The sequence below is a fragment of the Rhizobium sp. Pop5 genome (assembly GCF_024721175.1).
Taxonomy (GTDB): Bacteria; Pseudomonadota; Alphaproteobacteria; order Rhizobiales; family Rhizobiaceae; genus Rhizobium.
The window spans coordinates 3,754,618-3,772,468 of record NZ_CP099399.1; the positions used below are offsets into that span (position 1 = coordinate 3,754,618).

The 17,851-nt window shown below is 60.8% G+C and carries 19 protein-coding genes; 8 read left to right on the top strand and 11 right to left on the bottom strand.

All coding sequences use genetic code 11. From position 1 onward, the window contains the following. Positions 1–99: 99 nt before the first annotated feature. A complete protein-coding gene (locus NE852_RS20640; RefSeq protein WP_258156717.1) occupies positions 100–531 on the top strand; it encodes a hypothetical protein in 432 nt (143 codons plus the stop codon). 4 nt (positions 532–535) lie between these two features. Here the strand turns inward: NE852_RS20640 and NE852_RS20645 are convergent, their stop codons facing one another. Continuing rightward, positions 536–1,177: a LysE family translocator gene (locus tag NE852_RS20645; protein ID WP_008528094.1), complete on the bottom strand. Its 642-nt coding sequence runs from the start codon at positions 1,175–1,177 to the stop codon at positions 536–538. A 267-nt stretch (positions 1,178–1,444) separates the two neighbouring features. Between NE852_RS20645 and NE852_RS20650 the strand changes: the two genes are divergently transcribed. Beyond that, complete coding sequence (locus tag NE852_RS20650) at positions 1,445–2,851, top strand: adenylate/guanylate cyclase domain-containing protein (RefSeq protein WP_008528096.1); 1,407 nt, start codon at positions 1,445–1,447, stop codon at positions 2,849–2,851. Positions 2,852–2,989: 138 nt separating this feature from the next. On the opposite strand, the gene NE852_RS20655 is transcribed toward NE852_RS20650, so the two are convergent. Beyond that, a complete protein-coding gene (locus NE852_RS20655; protein WP_008528097.1) occupies positions 2,990–4,213 on the bottom strand; it encodes an argininosuccinate synthase in 1,224 nt (407 codons plus the stop codon). A gap of 175 nt (positions 4,214–4,388) precedes the next feature. On the opposite strand from NE852_RS20655, the gene NE852_RS20660 reads away from it, so the two are divergent. After that, on the top strand, positions 4,389–5,240 hold the full coding sequence (locus NE852_RS20660) for an SDR family NAD(P)-dependent oxidoreductase (RefSeq protein ID WP_008528098.1): 852 nt from the start codon (positions 4,389–4,391) through the stop codon (positions 5,238–5,240). Between the two features lie 185 nt (positions 5,241–5,425). Next, positions 5,426–6,067 carry a LysE family translocator gene (locus tag NE852_RS20665; RefSeq protein ID WP_008528099.1) on the top strand — a complete coding sequence of 214 codons (642 nt, stop codon included), beginning with the start codon at positions 5,426–5,428 and terminating at the stop codon, positions 6,065–6,067. A gap of 79 nt (positions 6,068–6,146) precedes the next feature. Here NE852_RS20665 and NE852_RS20670 read toward each other — a convergent pair whose 3' ends face one another. The 5 genes from NE852_RS20670 to NE852_RS20690 all read right to left on the bottom strand — a co-directional run bounded on the left by NE852_RS20670 (position 6,147) and on the right by NE852_RS20690 (position 10,982). Next, positions 6,147–6,941, bottom strand: a complete 795-nt coding sequence (locus NE852_RS20670; RefSeq protein ID WP_008528100.1) for an ABC transporter ATP-binding protein — start codon at positions 6,939–6,941, stop codon at positions 6,147–6,149. After that, positions 6,938–7,816 carry an ABC transporter permease gene (locus NE852_RS20675; RefSeq protein ID WP_008528102.1) on the bottom strand — a complete coding sequence of 293 codons (879 nt, stop codon included), beginning with the start codon at positions 7,814–7,816 and terminating at the stop codon, positions 6,938–6,940. Before NE852_RS20675 ends, NE852_RS20670 begins: the two co-directional genes overlap by 4 nt. A gap of 119 nt (positions 7,817–7,935) precedes the next feature. After that, positions 7,936–8,889: an ABC transporter substrate-binding protein gene (locus tag NE852_RS20680; protein WP_008528103.1), complete on the bottom strand. Its 954-nt coding sequence runs from the start codon at positions 8,887–8,889 to the stop codon at positions 7,936–7,938. A gap of 93 nt (positions 8,890–8,982) precedes the next feature. Further along, on the bottom strand, positions 8,983–10,212 hold the full coding sequence (rlmN, locus tag NE852_RS20685; RefSeq protein WP_008528104.1) for a 23S rRNA (adenine(2503)-C(2))-methyltransferase RlmN: 1,230 nt from the start codon (positions 10,210–10,212) through the stop codon (positions 8,983–8,985). Positions 10,213–10,460: 248 nt separating this feature from the next. Then, positions 10,461–10,982 (bottom strand): invasion associated locus B family protein, encoded by a 522-nt coding sequence (locus tag NE852_RS20690; protein WP_037171803.1) that lies wholly within the window; start codon positions 10,980–10,982, stop codon positions 10,461–10,463. A 335-nt stretch (positions 10,983–11,317) separates the two neighbouring features. Here NE852_RS20690 and NE852_RS20695 point away from each other — a divergent pair, with 335 nt between their 5' ends. Continuing rightward, entirely contained in the window at positions 11,318–11,878 is a 561-nt protein-coding gene (locus NE852_RS20695) for a sigma-70 family RNA polymerase sigma factor (RefSeq protein WP_008528106.1), read from the top strand. A 77-nt stretch (positions 11,879–11,955) separates the two neighbouring features. Here NE852_RS20695 and NE852_RS20700 read toward each other — a convergent pair whose 3' ends face one another. Further along, the gene (locus tag NE852_RS20700; protein ID WP_008528107.1) at positions 11,956–12,348 is read right to left on the bottom strand and encodes a YkvA family protein; all 393 of its coding nucleotides are present in this window, start codon (positions 12,346–12,348) and stop codon (positions 11,956–11,958) included. A 65-nt stretch (positions 12,349–12,413) separates the two neighbouring features. Beyond that, complete coding sequence (locus NE852_RS20705; protein WP_008528108.1) at positions 12,414–12,719, bottom strand: 4a-hydroxytetrahydrobiopterin dehydratase; 306 nt, start codon at positions 12,717–12,719, stop codon at positions 12,414–12,416. A gap of 35 nt (positions 12,720–12,754) precedes the next feature. Between NE852_RS20705 and NE852_RS20710 the strand changes: the two genes are divergently transcribed. Beyond that, the gene (locus NE852_RS20710) at positions 12,755–13,255 is read left to right on the top strand and encodes a low molecular weight protein-tyrosine-phosphatase (protein WP_128623549.1); all 501 of its coding nucleotides are present in this window, start codon (positions 12,755–12,757) and stop codon (positions 13,253–13,255) included. On the opposite strand, the gene thpR is transcribed toward NE852_RS20710, so the two are convergent. Then, complete coding sequence (gene thpR / locus NE852_RS20715; RefSeq protein ID WP_008528110.1) at positions 13,162–13,755, bottom strand: RNA 2',3'-cyclic phosphodiesterase; 594 nt, start codon at positions 13,753–13,755, stop codon at positions 13,162–13,164. The genes NE852_RS20710 and thpR overlap by 94 nt on opposite strands. Before the next feature lie 68 nt (positions 13,756–13,823). Beyond that, the gene (locus NE852_RS20720; RefSeq protein WP_008528112.1) at positions 13,824–14,468 is read right to left on the bottom strand and encodes an arylesterase; all 645 of its coding nucleotides are present in this window, start codon (positions 14,466–14,468) and stop codon (positions 13,824–13,826) included. Positions 14,469–14,540: 72 nt separating this feature from the next. Here NE852_RS20720 and NE852_RS20725 point away from each other — a divergent pair, with 72 nt between their 5' ends. Together NE852_RS20725 and NE852_RS20730 are read left to right on the top strand one after the other, a co-directional pair. Continuing rightward, the gene (locus tag NE852_RS20725) at positions 14,541–15,248 is read left to right on the top strand and encodes an ABC transporter ATP-binding protein (RefSeq protein WP_008528113.1); all 708 of its coding nucleotides are present in this window, start codon (positions 14,541–14,543) and stop codon (positions 15,246–15,248) included. Next, positions 15,245–17,788, top strand: a complete 2,544-nt coding sequence (locus NE852_RS20730; protein WP_008528115.1) for an ABC transporter permease — start codon at positions 15,245–15,247, stop codon at positions 17,786–17,788. The genes NE852_RS20725 and NE852_RS20730 overlap by 4 nt, the downstream gene beginning before the upstream one ends. Positions 17,789–17,851 lie beyond the last annotated feature (63 nt).

The window sequence follows — 17,851 nt, forward strand, 5'->3', positions numbered from 1 at the left end:
AAAATTTGACGCACCAAAATTAACCATTTGTTAACGATTGACCCGAATCAGGCGCGAGAGCTAATTTCCCGCTGTTCTTCTTGTAAGGGGACATGCGCCATGGAAATTTTTTCTGTGCGGTCTTCTCAGAGTTTGCTATTTAAAAACAATCCTAATAACGCAAAAAGTTCGAAGACCTCTCATATTGAAATCGAGACCAGAGCTCCGGCCCCGGTCTCGTTCCAGATTGAAGACAACCTTGATGACGGGCTCGATTTTACCGCGGTCAGTCCCGGAGAATTGCGAAATTACGCGCGCCAGAGCTTCGATAGCGGCCTGATCGATCAGAACACATACGCCGCCATCTCCGAGCCGCTGCCGATGCACGCGATCGATCCGCTCGGCAACGTCATCGATCTCTCCAGCGTCACCGACGGCACGAGTTTCAATTTCCTCGACTATTACAAGAACCAGCTGCAGGTCGCCATGTCGATCGGCGATCCGGATGAAGTTCAGACGCTGAAATCGATCGTCAACTTCCTGGATGGGTGAGTGGTCAGGCCCTGCGCCAACCAAGAAGACCGGGGGTCGCGTGCCATAGCGCCTGGGCGGCAAATCCCATGAAGAGCACGCCGGAGCAACGCACGATCAGCCGCTCATGCGCGCGATAGAAACGGCGGACCGCGCCAGCGCCGATGATGCCGATCAGGATGATATCGGCGGTTACGAAACCCACGAAGGATACACCGAGAAGCACCGGCAAGGCCTCGAAATCGAGCGCGCCGGCTGAGCCCGCAACCAGCGCCGTGAAGGTGGCGAGAGCCACCGGATAACCCTTCGGATTGGTGACGCCGAAAATCAGCCCGCGGCGAAACGGTCGCTCGACCATGACAAGGCCCTGCCCCTCCGCTTTCGGCTTGGCATTGACGGCGCTCCAGCCGATCCAGGCAAGATAGAAGCCGCATGCAAGGCCGAGCAGGTCGAAGACGAAGGTTCCGATCGTCTTGGCCCCAACGATCGCGATCAGCGCCAGCGACGACCAGATGATATCTCCGACCAGATGCCCCATCATGAAGAAGGCGCCAGCCTTGCGCCCCTGCCCGGCGCCGATGCCGAGCAGCTGCAGGAAAGCCGGTCCAGGGATGAGCACATAGAAAAGCGCCGCCAGGAAGGCGCCGAAGAGCAGAGACTGCGTCATGGAGATGCTCCGAGGATGATCGTGACAGAGTAAGAGATCGCGGGCATCCGTCAAGGGTGGTTGCGCCGCCACGAAAAGCGGGGCCAGGTCGCAATGACCACCGGCGGCGCTTCGCGAAGATATCATCGGATGCAGCGCATGTGGACAATCCAGGCGGATCGGGAAGCGAACACTATCGGCGCCTATAGATTTCTATTGGGAAACTCCCATGTTATCATGCATTAACGGCGTCGCTTGCCGTAGGTTCTGCGCACAGAGATTTGTCTGATGAGCGAAGTGGACGTGCTTTTTGCCACATTACGACAAGCGGCCGACCCGCGGACGGTTGAATGCATCGAGAACGTGGTCATGCATGGCTTGGATCGCGATCTCAATCGCATCAATGCGCTCGCCTTTGCAGCTAAGCACCACCTCGACGAAGAGAAAACGATCGCAGCGTTTCTCCATGCCGCGCGCATAGGCGCGTTCGAGATGACGTGGAATGTCCTCTGCCCAGGATGCGGCGGCGTCCTCGACAGCGGCGCAACCCTCAAAGGGGTCGTCCAGGACACTTACCATTGCGCGCTCTGCGCGGCCGGATACGAGCCGACCCTCGACGAGATGGTCGAGGTGACCTTCACGGTCAGTCCGCGCGTGCGCAGGATTGCCGCCCATGACCCCGATCGATTGTCTCCGCCTGAGTATTATCGTCAGATCTTTTTCAGCTCCGGTGTCGACTTGCCGGAGGATCTGGAAGCGAAATTCGAACGCATTATGCTGGAGATGATCGAACTGGCTCCGGGCGAGAAGGCTTTCGTCTCACTGCAACTGCCGGCGCAATTCGTCATCATCTTCGATGCGGTAACACACTCGGCACAATTCATCGACGTGAAAGGCGAGCCGACCAGCGAGCGCCAGAACCTCTCGATGGTCATCAGTCGCGCGCATGCGCTGAACGAAACGCTGACGCTGCGCCCCGGCCTGCTACGGCTCACCCTCGAAAACCACACCGATCGCAGAGTGGTGCCGAACGTCTGTATCGCAGGAGATGAGCTGCATGATCTGCTCGGCCGCAGGCGGCCTTTTCTGACAGCCAAGCGTCTGCTGACGAACCAGAGCTTCCGGGATATCTACCGGACCGACACTCTCGACGTCGATCAACGCCTCAAGATCACAAGCCTGACGTTCCTCTTCACTGACCTGCGCGGTTCGACGGCTCTTTACGAGCGCGTCGGAGACCTTGCCGCTTTCGATCTGGTGAGAGCGCATTTCAGGGTTCTTCATGAAATTGTCGCGACAGAGGCCGGAGCGGTCGTCAAAACTATCGGCGATGCGGTCATGGCGACCTTTCCGAGTCCGGACCGCGCGGTAGCGGCGGCGCTGCGGATGCGCCAGGCGATGCTCCGATTGAATACCGAACACGGCAGCGACGACCTTCTCCTGAAGATCGGCATTCATGAGGGGCCATGCCTGGCGGTCAACCTGAACGACCGGCAAGACTACTTCGGCCAGACCGTCAACATCGCCTCCCGCGTCCAGGGCCTTGCCGATCCGAATGTGATCATGACGACGGAAGCGATTGTCGGGGACGCCCGAGTTTCAGATATCCTGCGCGACAGCGGCATTTCATCGGCCTCCCGAATGGAAGAGCTTCAGGGCATCGGGAGAGAGGTAAGAATCTTCGCCCTGTCCTAAGCTGCATCCGTTCTTCGGCGTCGGCCGACCTGGGCAGCCAGCGCCGGCGCTGAATTTATGCTGACATTCTCAGCCCACGAAAAAGCCCGCACGGCACAAATGCCGGCGGGCTCATATCCGTTCAAGGGCGAAGCAAGATTACTTCGCGAGGTTCCGCTTGCCGAGCGTGCGCAGGCGCAGCGCGTTGAGCTTGATGAAGCCGGCCGCATCCTTCTGGTCGTAGGCGCCCTGATCGTCCTCGAAAGTGACGAGCTTGTCGGAATAGAGCGACTTTTCGCTTTCGCGGCCGATGACCATGACATTGCCCTTGTAGAGCTTCAGCGTCACCTCGCCTTCGACATGTTCCTGGCTCTTGTCGATCAGCGCCTGCAGCATCTCGCGCTCTGGCGAGAACCAGAAGCCGTAATAGATCAGCTCGGCGTAACGCGGCATGATCTCATCCTTGAGATGGGCGGCACCACGGTCGAGCGTGATCGATTCGATGGCGCGATGCGCCGAAAGCAGGATTGTTCCGCCTGGTGTCTCGTAGACGCCGCGCGACTTCATGCCGACAAAGCGGTTCTCGACGAGGTCGAGGCGGCCGATGCCGTTGTCGCGGCCGTAATTGTTGAGCGTTGCGAGCAGCGTCGCCGGAGACATTTCGACACCGTTGATCGACACAGCATCGCCCTTGCGGAAGCCGACCTTGATTGTCGTCGCCTTATCGGGGGCCGCTTCAGGCGAGATCGTGCGCATATGCACATACTCAGGCGCTTCCTGCGCCGGATCTTCCAGAACCTTGCCCTCGGAAGAGGAGTGCAGCAGGTTGGCGTCGACGGAGAAAGGAGCCTCGCCCTTTTTGTCCTTGGCAACCGGGATCTGATGCTGCTCGGCGAAGGCGAGCAGGTCGGTGCGGCTCTTGAAGGACCAATCACGCCACGGCGCGATGATCTTGATATCGGGGTTCAGGGCATAGGCGGAAAGCTCGAAACGGACCTGATCGTTGCCCTTGCCGGTCGCGCCATGGGCAATCGCATCCGCGCCCGTCTTGCGGGCGATATCGATTAGGTGCTTGGAAATCAGCGGACGGGCGATCGAGGTGCCGAGCAGATAGACGCCTTCATAGACGGCATTGGCGCGGAACATCGGGAAGACGAAATCGCGCACGAATTCCTCGCGCACGTCCTCGATATAGATCTCCTTGATGCCGAGCATCTCGGCCTTCTTGCGCGCCGGCTCCAGCTCTTCGCCCTGACCTAGATCGGCGGTGAAGGTGACGACTTCTGCGCCGAGTTCCGCCTGCAGCCACTTCAGGATGATCGAGGTGTCGAGGCCGCCGGAATAGGCGAGCACGACTTTCTTCACGTCTTTGTATGATGCCATGGTGATGAGGTCCGTTACATAAAGCCCGGCAAAAACCCGGTGTCGCGGCACTTTTAGCGAGATTGGCGCGTGACGCAAGGGCAAGTGCGAGGCCACCGGCGCGATAGCATTTGACAGGGCAAAAGCGGAGCCCATATTCGCCATCGTCCGGACGATGGTCGAGGAGGAGTTCCCCGTGACGAATATTCAAGACATTTTCAAGAAGTCCAATGTTGCCGTGATCACCGGCGGCGCTTCCGGCATCGGCTTTGCCGCTGCAAAACACTTTGCCAAGGCCGGCATGAGCGTCGTCATCGCCGACCTCGGCGGCGATCGGCTGGCAGCGGCCGCCGACGAGCTCAAGGCGATTGCCGGCGAGGAAGATGTGATGGCGGTCGAGACCGATGTCGCCAGCAGGGACTCGCTGGAGGCGCTCGAGCGGGCCGTCATTCAGCGTTTCGGCCGCGTGCATGTGCTGATGAACAATGCCGGCATCGGCCCGGAAACCTCGATCTTCAGCCCGCAGGCGAACTGGGACCATATCTTCGCCGTCAACCTGATGGGCGTCATCAACGGCACGCGCACCTTCGGCCCGAAGATGCTGTCGCACGGCGAGCCCGGCCTCATCATCAATACCGGCTCCAAGCAGGGCATCACCACGCCGCCCGGCAATCCCGCCTACAACATCTCCAAGGCAGGTGTGAAGGTGTTTACCGAGGCGTTGGAGCACGAGCTGCGCAACACCGAAGGCGCGAAGATCTCGGCGCATCTCCTCATCCCAGGCTTCGTCTTCACCGGCCTCACCAAGGGCGACCGCGCGGATAAGCCGGCTGGTGCCTGGACGCCGGAGCAGACCATCGACTTCATGGTCGAAAGCCTCGAACGCGGCGATTTCTACATTCTCTGCCCCGACAACGACGTTGCCCGCCCGGTCGACGAGCGCCGCATGGCCTGGGCTGCCGGCGACATCATCGAAAACCGTCCGCCGCTGTCACGCTGGCACAAGGACTATGCCGATAAGTTCAAGGCCTTCCTGGAACAGAAGTGATCAGCGGTAATGCCTGTCGCTCGGAAGTGTGCAGCGGTTCCGAGATAACGACATGCATAAAACAAGCGGCGAATGCGCGTCGCATGAATCAAGTTTAATGCGACACGCATGAGCAGGTTTGATTGGTAATTTACTGAAAGCCGGGTAAGAGATCGTCAGGTCTTTCCGGCTTTCAGAGTATGCCCATGGATTTCCTGCCCAGCCTGCCGACCCTCCTCGCCTTTGCCGCAGCGACGCTCCTGCTCGCGGCGACCCCGGGGCCCGACATGACGCTGTCGATCAGCCGTGCGCTGGCCCAGGGCAAGAAGGCTGCCCTCTTCGTCGTCGTCGGCACCAGTCTTGGCATCGTCGTCCACACCATGCTGGTCGCCTTTGGCATTTCGGCGCTGATCACCGCTTCGCCGACCGCCTTCCTGATGCTGAAGACCGGCGGCGCGGCCTATCTGTTCTGGCTGGCTGTGCAGGCGATCCGCTTCGGCTCGAAGCTCACCGTCGCCAAGGTCGAGGGGCAGAAGGGCACCGCGCTTGCCAACATCTCCTCCGGCTTCTGGGTCAACCTTCTAAACCCGAAGGTCATCATCTTCTTCATGACCTTTCTGCCGCAATTCGTCAGCGCCGGCGATCCCGCCGTCACGCAGAAGCTGCTTTTCCTTGGGCTTTGCTTCATACTGATCGGCATGCCCGTCAATGCCAGCGTGATCTTTGCCGCCGACTGGCTCACTTCCTGGCTGCAGAGCAATAAGAAGGTGCTGCGCGGCATGGACTATACCTTCGCCGGCGTCTTCTCGATCTTCGCAGCCAAGATCCTGCTCACCCAGGCAAAATAGCCCGCGGTCGGCATAGCCGGTGATCGGTGGGTAGCCAGTCAGCACGCTGTCGGCGTAAGCAGATCAGCTCGCTGTTGGCTCAGCCAATCAGCAAAGCATCGTCATCCAGCGTCTGGCCGCGCATCTTGCGGAACATGGCGATCAGATCCTCGACCTGCAGGTTCTTTCTGTTATCGCCTGCCACGTCGAGGACGATCTCGCCGCCATGCAGCATGATCGTGCGGTGGCCGTAATCCAGCGCCTGACGCATGGAGTGCGTCACCATCATCGTCGTCAGCTTGCGCTCGGCGACGATCTTCTGCGTAAGGTTCATCACGAACTCGGCCATCCCAGGATCGAGCGCCGCCGTATGTTCGTCGAGCAGCAGAACTTCCGATCCGGCAAGCGTTGCCATGACAAGGGAAACGGCCTGCCGCTGCCCGCCCGAAAGCAGATCCATGCGGTCCTTCAGCCGGTTTTCCAGCCCGAGATTGAGCTCGGCAATCCGCCCCCTGAAGTCGTCGCGTCTGACACCACCGAGCGCCGGCGCAAGCCCTCGCCTTTCGCCGCGCCGCGCAGCCAGAGCGAGGTTTTCCTCGATCGACAACGAGCCGCAGCTTCCCGTCAGCGGATCCTGGAACACACGCGCCACCAGACCGGCGCGCGCCGCCGTCGATTTGCGCGTGACGTCGTTCTTGCCGATCAGCACCTGCCCTTCGCTCGGAATGACGTCGCCGGCGAGTACGCCGAGCAATGTCGATTTGCCCGCGCCGTTCGAGCCGATGACGGTGACAAAGGAGCCTTGCTCGATGGTCAGGCTGACGCCGTTCAGCGCCTGCTTCTGCAGCGGCGTGCCGCGCCCGAAAACGACCTTGATGTCCTTGACGCTGATCATGATGCGGCACCTCGGCGAAGACGGGGAAGAATGAGTGCCACGGTCACCAGCACCGCCGTGACGAAATTGAGGTCGGAGGCCTGCAAGCCGATGACGTCACTCGAAAGCGCCAGTTGGATGGCGATGCGATAGACGATCGAGCCGAGTACGCAGCCGATCAACGCCATCAGCAGCCCCCGGCGCCCCAGCAGCGTCTCGCCGATGATGACGGCGGCAAGCCCCACGACGATCGTACCGACGCCCGAGGTGACGTCGGCAAAGCCGTTCGTCTGGGCAAACAATGCGCCGCCGAGCGCCACCAGCGCGTTGGAAATCGCCATGCCGAGGTAGATCTGCCGGCTGGTGTCGACGCCTTGCGCACGCGCCATTCTGGCATTGGCGCCGGTCGCCCGCATGGCAAGCCCGGCATCGCTTTCGAGAAAGCGCCAGACCAGGATGAGGGCAACGACCACAAGCACGCCAACGAAGAGCGGCCGCACGTAGAAATCGCGAAGCCCGTGGCCGAAGAACGGGCTGATCATCGTATCGGCATTGATGAGCGCGACGTTGGGTTTGCCCATCACCCTCAGGTTGACGGAAAAGAGCGCGATCATCGTCAGGATCGAGGCGAGCAGGTTGAGGATCTTGAAGCGCACATTGAGCAGCGCCGTCACCATGCCTGCACCGGCACCCGCCGCCATGGCGATCAGCGCCGCAAGCCATGCATTGACGCCGGCAATGATCAGCACCGCGGTTACCGCCGCACCGAGCGGAAAGGAGCCGTCCACCGTCAGATCAGGAAAATCGAGGACGCGGAAGGCGAGATAGACGCCGAGAGCGACGAAGGAATAGACCAAGCCGAGCTCGACGGCCCCCCAGAATGCGATTTGGCTCAAGGCTTTCAGCCCCTTTTTGTTTCCGTTCCGCCCGTCGCGAAACCGCAGCCTTGTAATACTTCAGCCGCCCCCGTGCAAACGAGAGCGGCTGAATGTGAACAGGCCGATGGAACTACGGATTATTCGATGACCTTGTTGGCGCGCGACAGCACGCTTTCAGGTAGGGTGACGCCCATCTTGGCCGCAGCGGCCTTATTGACCACGAGGTCGCTTCCGGCGGCAGTCTTGACTGCGATATCGCCGGGGTTCTCGCCCTTCAGCACGCGCACGACGATTTCGCCGGTCTGCTTGCCGACATCGTAATAGTTGAAGCCGAGGGCAGCGATCGAACCGCGCGAAACCGAATCCGTATCGGCGGTGAAGAGCGGCAGCTTGCTCTCTTCGGCAACCGCGACGGCGCCTTCGAGCGCGGAGATAATCGTGTTGTCGGTCGGAATGTAAATCGCATCGGCGCGGCCGACCAGGGCGCGCGCAGCACCCTGAACCTCGGCCGATTTCGTTGCTGCCGATTCGACCACGGTCAGGCCTGCCTTTTCGGCTTCGGCCTTCAGCACCGCGAGCAGCGAAACCGAGTTCGCCTCACCTGAGTTGTAGAGATAGCCGATCGTTTTCACCTTTGGCAGGATTTCCTTGATCAGCGCCAGGTGCTCGGCGACCGGCGACATGTCGGAAAGGCCGGTGACATTGCCGCCTGGTTTGTCCATGTTTTTGACGAGCTGGGCGCCGAGCGGATCGGAGACGGCCGTGAAGACGACGGGAATGTCGCGCGTCGCGGAAACGACGGCCTGGGCCGAAGGCGTGGAGATCGGGACGATGACATTGGGCTCGTCGCCGGCGAACTTGCGGGCGATCTGAGCTGCCGTCGCCGGATTGCCCTGCGCCGATTCGAACACGAATTTCAGGTTCTCGCCTTCCTTGTAGCCGGCCGCCGTCAGCACATCGAGAACGCCCTTGCGGGCCGCATCCAGCGCCGGATGCTCGACGATCGCCGTCACGGCAACGGTCACGTTGTCAGCCTTTGCAGGTAGGGAAAGGGCCAAAGTGGCGGCAAGAGCGAGCAGAATCGGGCGCATTTGTATCCTCCTGATTGATTTTGGCCGCACTATTAGGAAAAGCGCATGCTTAAATCAATGCAGGAGAATTGTAGCGAGGATCAAACTTGCTGATCAGTCGTCGGCGCCGTGATTGGCGATCATCATCGCCTCGAAGGCCAGACGCTCGGTCTTGCGCATGCGTTCGGATTCCGATTTCAGCTGGCCGCAGGCGGCCAGAATATCGCGGCCGCGCGGCGTGCGGATCGGCGAGGCGTAGCCGGCCGAATTGATGAAATCGGCGAACTTCTCGATCTGTTCCCAGTCGGAACACTGGTAATTGGTGCCGGGCCAGGGATTGAAGGGGATGAGGTTGATCTTGGCCGGCACGCCCTTCAGGAGCTTGATCAGCCCCTTGGCGTCCTCCAGGCTGTCGTTGACGTCTTTCAGCATCACATATTCGAAGGTGATGCGCCGCGCGTTAGACAGGCCGGGATAGGCCTTGCACGCCTCGATCAGTTCCTTCAGCGGATATTTCTTGTTGATCGGCACCAGGATATCGCGCAGGTCATCGCGCACCGCATGCAGCGAGATCGCCAGCATCACGCCGATTTCCTCGCCGGTGCGGAAGATCTCCGGCACCACGCCCGAGGTGGAAAGCGTCACGCGGCGCTTGGACAGCGACAGGCCGTCACCATCTGTGGCAATCAGCAATGCCTGCTTGACGGCATCGAAGTTATAGAGCGGCTCGCCCATGCCCATCATGACGATATTGCTGACCTTGCGTCCTTCCGCAGGCATGATCGTACCCTGCGGCGCTTCTCGGTCCGGGAAGTCCCCAAGCCGGTCGCGGGCGAGCAACAACTGCGACAGAATTTCCTCCGCCGTCAGGTTGCGCACCAGACGCTGTGTCCCGGTATGACAGAAGGAACAGGTGAGCGTGCAGCCGACCTGGCTGGAAATGCAGAGCGTGCCGCGGCCCTCTTCTGGAATGTAGACAGCCTCGATCTCGACAGGACGCCCGGCGCCCCGCGGGGGAAAGCGCAGCAGCCATTTGCGTGTGCCATCATTGGAGACCTGCTCCTCGACGATTTCAGGACGCGCGATGGTGAAATGCTGCTTCAGCATCTCGCGCATGTCCTTGGCCACATTCGTCATGTGATCGAAGTCGGAAACCCCGCGCACATAGATCCAGTTCCAGAGCTGGGAGACGCGCATCTTGATCTGCTTCTCGGCGACGCCCTTGTCACGAAGCGCTGCTCCCATTTCTTCGCGGGACATGCCGATCAGAGACGGTTTCTCGACGCCGGCAGAAACACTCGCGGCCTGAGGCTTGGTAACATCAAACGCATCCATGACGGACATGGTCTTTTTCATCCCGAAGTCGAACATGTGACCGCTCTGCAAGCTCAGGGTCTTACCGGGATAAGCCGGAAGACTTGCGAACACATGACGGCACATTGGCAGAAATTGATGGCGGACGGCGAGCGATATCGCGATCTGTCCGCTGTTTGCGCGGCCTTTAGCATCATTTTGGCCGCGCGTCACTATAGATGGAAATAACGAAGGCCGGCGCAAGGCCGGCCTTTTGAACTCTATCGACGAAATCCTGCTTATTTGCAGGTTTCGATCTGTTTCAGCGCGGCGGAGATACCCGAGAGCGAATAGCTGTAGGAGGTGCCGGTGCCCTTGCGCGAAACCGCATTCACCGTCATCGAATGACCCGTTTTCATCGCCGCGACGAGGGCCGGTTCCTGGGCGGCGTTCTCGACCCAGCCAGCCTTGTCCTTGGTGAACATCACGAAGGTCTTGTTATCGATGACGACGTTGATCTTCGAATTTTCCTTCACCGTATAGCCCATCATCGCCTGCGGCTCATACGAGATGTTCTGGCCGGGGCGCTGCGAGACGATGAAGAAATTATCGCCGTGGTCGACGCTTGCCGGCTGTTTTGCCGTCGGTACGGACAGGACGTAGCAGACGGTGCTGTTGCCCGACTTGTAGGAATAGGCGCCCCAGGCCTGGAACTGCTGAATACGAGTCGGCGCGGCTGCGGTCGCAGGCTGCTGCGCTGCCGCCACTCCTGTCATAGCAAGGGTGAGTGCGAGAGCTGATACGATACTTTTTACAAACATGGATTCCTGCCGGTTCTTGCGATTCAAGGCCCGAAGCGATCATAGCGGGCAGCGCATAATCACGATCTGCTTTATTTTGACTTAATTCAGGTTACCAAATGGTCAACAATAGCTGCGATTTGTATCTGCCTGTGTCATTTCAACTCGGGTGTCAATTTTGGCCCCTTCGACGGGATCTGTCGTGCCATCTTGTCGCGATGGCACCGACCGTCCGTTCGGCTGAATTTAAGACACAAAGATTCAGGCAAGAGTTTGACCTTTCCCAATTCCGTGTACCTCATTAAGACTTGGAAATCCGGGACGAAATTTTCGCCGCAGGGGGCTCGTGAGAGGACATGGATGCCGAGGAAAGACAGCGTTTCGCTGCCCTCGCGGAGGCCGTCGCCAGGGATCGCGACCAGCAGGCCTTTTCCATCCTGTTCGATTATTTCGCGCCGCGCCTGAAGGCCTGGCTGCTGCGCCAGAAAATGACGAACGCCGAGGCCGAGGAACTGGTACAGGAGATCATGATCGTGCTTTGGCACAAGGCCGCTCTCTACGATGCCACGCGATCTTCGCTTTCGACCTGGCTTTTCCGCATCGCCCGCAACCGCCGGATCGACCTGCAGCGCCGCACCAACACCCACACCTTCGACGAAACCGACCCGGCCCTGCAACCGCCGGCCGAGATCGGCGCGGATGAAATGATCGCCAACGACGACCGGGACGCCAAGATACGCGCTGCCGTCGGCCAGCTGCCGGAAGAACAGCGCGACATGCTCCGCGCCGCCTTCTTCCTCGGTCAATCGCATTCGGAGATCGCCGAGGCGACCGGGCTGCCGCTCGGCACGGTGAAATCGCGCATCCGGCTTGCCTTCGGCAAACTCCGGAAAGTGCTGGAGCAGGAGATCGCCTAAAGCACGCCGCCCAAAACTGTGCAGCGGTTTTTGGAAAACGACATGCGCAAAACCAGGGATCTAGAGCGCAGCGCGCTTTAGATCGTTCTCATCGTCTCTTCCGGCCCATCGGCGAGAACCCGGTCAGCCGCCTCATAGTGGATCGGCCGAATATGGCCGCGCACCATGGCGAAGGCGGCCGAGAGCACGGCAATGTCGTCGGAAAAACCGATGACGGCGAAAACGTCGGGGATCATGTCGATCGGCATGACGAAATAGGCGAGCGCCGCGAGCAGCACACCACGTACCTTGGTCGGCGTCAGCGGATCGAGCGCACAGTAGAAACCAGCGACAACATCACGGGAAAACGGAATCTGCCGTACAGCCCGCCGGAAGGTCGGCCAGAATTTCTGCCGCACGGTCTTTTCCCGGCGGCTCTGTGTGTCCTCGTCGCCCGGCAACAGGATTTCCCCGAATTTGACGTCGTCCATCCCTCTATCCTTTCGTCCATGCGAACATATGGTGATGGCGTCTCGGCTTTCAATCGGCCCCGCTTTCAAGCGGCGCGTCGCGCCGCCGCCTTTTCCATCGCCCTGGCGAGCTTGAAATCCAGCTCCGTCAGTCCGCCGGCATCATGCGTGTTCAGCGTCACCTCCACCTTGGAATAGACATTGAACCATTCGGGATGGTGGTTGAGCTTTTCAGCCGTAATCGCTGCTTCCGTCATGAAGCCGAAAGCCTCGATGAAATTGGAAAACTTGAAGGTCTTCGATATCGCGGAGGCTCCATCGTTGAGCGTCCAGCCCGCAAGTTTGGTCAGTTCAGCCTCGGCCGCTGCCCGTTCCAGTCTTTCCCATTTCATGCCATGTTCCTCCTATCTATCCGACGGATCTACCGATGAAACGCATCAGCATCCTGTTCGTTTGCATGGGCAATATATGCCGTTCTCCGCTCGCGGAAGGAATTTTTGGCCATCTCGTCGCGCAGGCGAGCCTTGCCGGCCATTTTACGATCGATTCCGCCGGCACCGGCGGCTGGCATGAAGGCGATCCGCCCGACCAGCGTTCGATCGCCGTCGCCAAAAGTCATGGCGTCGATATATCCGGGCAGCGTGCCCGCCGCATCCGTCCGACGGATTTCAAGGATTTTGATCTGATACTGGCGATGGACCGCGCCAACGTGGCGGCGCTTGGCAGCATCGCGCCGCCCGAGGCAAATATCCGTCTCTTCGGCGATACCGCCCTTGGAACCGGAGAAGATATCCCCGATCCCTATTACGGCGGCCAAGACGGTTTCGAGCTGGTCTATACCAGGCTCTTGACCGGCTGCAGCAATCTGCTTGAAACGCTGGGCGTCGAGCGCGCTTCGTGCAGTGGAAATACTTCCTCGGTGAGGTAAGGCCCACCGCCAACCGATTCGCGCGACGAGAGCAGCACGAAACGCGGCGCCGTGAAAGTCGCGGTGTGGAAATTGCCGCGTCCTGACAAATATTGCACGACGTCGTCGAGGCGCGAGGATTTGAGCCGTGCCAGCGTTACATGCGGCATGAATTTGCGAGGATCCGGCGGTAGGCCGATGCGCTGGCAGATGCGCTCGATTTCGGCCTGGAGGGCATACATTTCCGGCGATTGCGAGACGCCGGCCCAGACCGAATGCGGTTTCTTCGAACCGAAGGAACCGATACCTTCGAGCCGGAACTGGAATTCCGGCCGGTCGATCCGGTCGAGGCGTTCAACGATTTCATCGGCCGTCCGGCCATCGACATCACCGATGAAGCGCAGGGTGATGTGGTAATTCTCCACATCGATCCATCGTGCTCCGGGGAGGCCACCGCGCAGCAATGAAAGGCTCATTGCCGCATTGCGCGGAATTTCGAGGGCGGTAAACAGTCTCGGCATAACGAGCACTCCCCGAATCTTTTGCAGGTGCTCACACGGAATCACGCAATCAACGACCGCGCAAGCCCCTATTTCTTCACAGTAGAAATCGTCCCGATGAAATTTGTGACATCGGCTTCGATCTTCCCGACCATGACTTCGACGCCTCTAGCGTTCGGATGCATTCCGTCCTCGAGTTTTAGCCCCGCATCCAGCGCCACACCGTCGAGGAAGAAGGCATAGAGCGGGACCCCATGTTTTTCCGAAAGTTCCCGGTAGATCGGATTGAAACGCGCAGCATAGTCCGCCCCCATGTTCGGCGGCGCCATCATGCCGACGAGCAGCACGGCAACCCCTCGTTCCTTTAGCCGAGTAATCATCTGGTCGAGATTCTTTTCGCTCTCTTCGGGAGGGATGCCGCGCAATGCATCGTTGGCGCCGAGTTCCAGGATAACGCCATCAGTGCCGTCGGGAACAGACCAATCGATGCGGGCAAGGCCTCCTGTCGTCGTGTCGCCCGAAACACCGGCATTGGCGATCGCGACGTCAAGCCCCTTCGCCTTCAGGGCCGCCTGCAACTTTTCCGGAAAGCCGTCGCCGGGCGGCAGCTGATAGCCCGCCATCAGGCTGTCCCCAAATCCGACCAGATTGATCGTCCGTGCATTCGCTCCAGCCGCAAGTATCAGCGAGACGGCAATGACGGTGAATTGAAGGGCGGCAACTTTAAATCTCATCCTGCTTTCCCTAGATTGGCGAGGTGCCGTCATGCGGCCATTCCGTTAAGGACTTATATAGGGCGATTTCTGTTGGCAAAAACCATCATCGAGTTGAAGGGCGCCGATCTGACCCTTGGCAGTGCCGCCGCCTCCGTCCATGTGCTGAAGGGTATCGATCTCGACATCGCCGCCGGTGAATCCGTCGGCATCGTCGGCCCTTCCGGTTCGGGCAAATCCACGCTGCTGATGGTGCTTGCCGGGCTGGAAAAGCTCGACAGCGGCGAGATCAACATCAACGACACGCCGCTTCACAGCCTCAGCGAGGATCAGGTCGCCGATTTCCGCGGCCGCAACATCGGCATCGTCTTCCAGTCCTTCCATCTGATCGCCAACATGACGGCGCTGGAAAACGTCGCCGTGCCGCTGGAGCTCGCCAATGTCCGCAACGCCTTCGATATCGCCCATCGCGAGCTGAATTCCGTCGGCCTCGGCGAGCGACTAAACCACTATCCCGGCCAGCTTTCCGGCGGCGAGCAGCAGCGCGTGGCGATCGCAAGAGCGCTCGCCCCCTCGCCCGCCCTGCTGATCGCCGACGAGCCCACCGGCAATCTCGATACCGAGACCGGCCGCCAGATCGCCGATCTCCTGTTTGCCAAGCAGGCCGAGCGCGGCATGACCCTGCTTCTCGTCACCCATGACATCTCGCTTGCAAACCGCTGCTCGCGCCAGATCAGTGTCCGCTCCGGCAGGATCGAAGGCGATAGTGCCGCCCGCCACAGCGAGGCGGTTTTCGCATGAGGATCGTCACGCCGCGCGTTTCGCTCGCTTTTCGCCTGGCGCTTCGCGAGCTGCGCGGCGGCATTCGCGGGTTCTACATCTTCCTTGCCTGCATCGCGCTCGGCACCGGCGCGATCGCCGCCGTCAATTCGGTTTCTCAGTCGATCACCGACACGATCGCCTCGCAGGGCCAGGAGCTGCTGGCCGGCGACGTTCGCTTCGAGCTCAACAATCGCGAAGCCACGCCGCAGGAAATGAGTTTCCTCCAAAGCCTCGGCACCGTCTCGGTTTCGACCGGCCTGCGCTCGATGGCACGCAAGCCTGACGGTTCCGACCAGGCGCTGGTCGAGGTCAAGGCGGTCGACGACGCCTATCCGCTTTACGGCAAATTCGCAGCCGAGCCGGATTATCCGCTTGCGGCACTGCTTTCAGGCGAAGGCGGCACCTACGGCGCTGTAGCAGCCCCTCTGCTTCTCGACCGGCTCGGGCTTTCGGTCGGCGACGAGTTGCTGCTCGGCAACGTCAAGCTCAGCATCACTGGCACGGTGAAGACCGAGCCGGACGCACTGTCGGAAGGCTTCGGTTTTGCGCCGCGTCTGCTCGTCAGCCGCAAGGCGCTCGAAGCCTCGGGACTGATCCAGACGGGAAGTCTGGTCGAGCATGCCTACAAGATCCGGCTGGAAAACAAGGGCGCGATGTCGGGCATTCAGGCGCGCGCCACCAAGGAATTCCCCTCCGCCGGCTGGGCGATCCGCACCAGCGACCGCGCCGCACCCTCGCTCACCGAAAACATCACCCGCTTCTCGCAGTTCCTGACGCTGGTCGGCTTGACCGCGCTGATCGTCGGCGGCGTCGGCGTCGCCAATGCCGTGCGCGCTTTTCTCGATTCAAAGCGCACCACCATCGCCACCTTCAAATGCCTTGGCGCACCGGCCGCCACCGTCGTCCTGATCTATCTCTTCCAGATCGCCATGATTGCGCTCGGCGGCATTGCGATCGGCCTTGTCATCGGCGCCCTGTCGCCAATATTCGCTGCGCAGTTCCTGGCCCAGTTCCTGCCGGTCTCCACGACGCCGACCCTTTATCCCGGCGCCCTGCTGCTCGCGACACTCTTCGGCGTCCTGACGACGCTTGCCTTCGCCATCCTGCCACTCGGCCATGCCCGCGAAGTGCCGGCGACGGCGCTCTTCCGCGAGCAGGGCTTCGAGGCCCGCCACCTGCCCTCCTGGCCCTATATCCTGCTCGCCGCCATCTTCATGGCGGCCCTTGCCGGCCTTGCCGTCCTCACTGCCTATGACCGCTTCATCGCCGTCGTCTTCGTCGGTGCGATCGTCTTCGCCTTCGTCGTCCTGCGGCTCGTCGCAGCAGCGATCGCCTGGCTCGCGCGCCGCAGCCCGCGCGTCAACTCGCCGGCGCTCAGGCTTGCGATCGGCAACATCCACCGCCCCGGCGCGCTGACGCCGTCGGTCGTGCTCTCGCTTGGCCTGGGCCTGGCATTGCTGGTGACGCTGACCCTGATCGACGGAAACCTGCGCCAGCAACTGACCGGCCGCATGAACGAGGGCGCTCCGAACTTCTTCTTCGTCGATATCCAGAGCGCCGAGGTCGACGCTTTCCGGAGTCTTGTCCAGGCGCAGGCACCGAAGGGCAAGCTGATGGAAGTGCCGATGCTGCGCGGCCGGATCATCGCCTTCAACGGAGAGGACGTCGCCAAGAGGAACGTGCCGGCCGCCGGTCGCTGGGTGCTGAACGGCGATCGCGGTATCACCTATTCCGATACCTTGCCGGAAAACGCCGCCCTTACCGAGGGCAATTGGTGGGACAAGGATTACAGCGGCGAGCCGCTGGTCTCCTTCTCCTCGCAGGAGGCGCAGGAACTCGGCCTCAAGATCGGCGATACCGTGACCGTCAACGTGCTCGGCCGCAACATCACAGCCAAGATCGCCAATCTGCGCCGCGTCGAGTGGGAATCGCTGTCGATCAATTTCGTCATGGTCTTCTCGCCGAACACCTTCCGCGGCGCCCCGCACGCCTGGCTGGCAACGCTGACCGATCCCTTCTCGACACCGGCGGAGGACGCGGCGATCCTGAAATCCGTCACCAACACCTATCCGACGATCACCAGCGTCCGCGTCAAGGACGCGATCGATATCGTCAACCAGCTGGTCGCAGAGCTTGCAACGGCGATCCGCGCCGCAGCCTCCGTCGCCCTCGTCGCCTCGATCCTCGTCCTTGCCGGCGCGCTTGCAGCCGGAAACCGGGCGCGCACGCATGATGCGGTGGTGCTGAAGACGCTCGGCGCCACCCGCGCCATGCTGATCCGCGCCTTCAGCTACGAATATCTGATCCTCGGACTTGCAACCGCGATCTTTGCGCTGATGGCCGGCGCCGTTGCCGCCTGGTTCATCGTCGCCCGCATCATGCGCCTGCCCTCCGCCTTCCTGCCCGATGTGGCAGGGTTGACGCTCGTGACCGCACTCGTGCTCACCGTCGGCATCGGCCTGATCGGCACCTGGCGCATCCTTGGGCAAAAGGCAGCACCTGTCCTGCGCGAGCTTTGAGCCAATAGCACCTCCAAAATGCCTTCACCTTACGGCGATTTAACCGGCCAGGCCTTGGCAAAC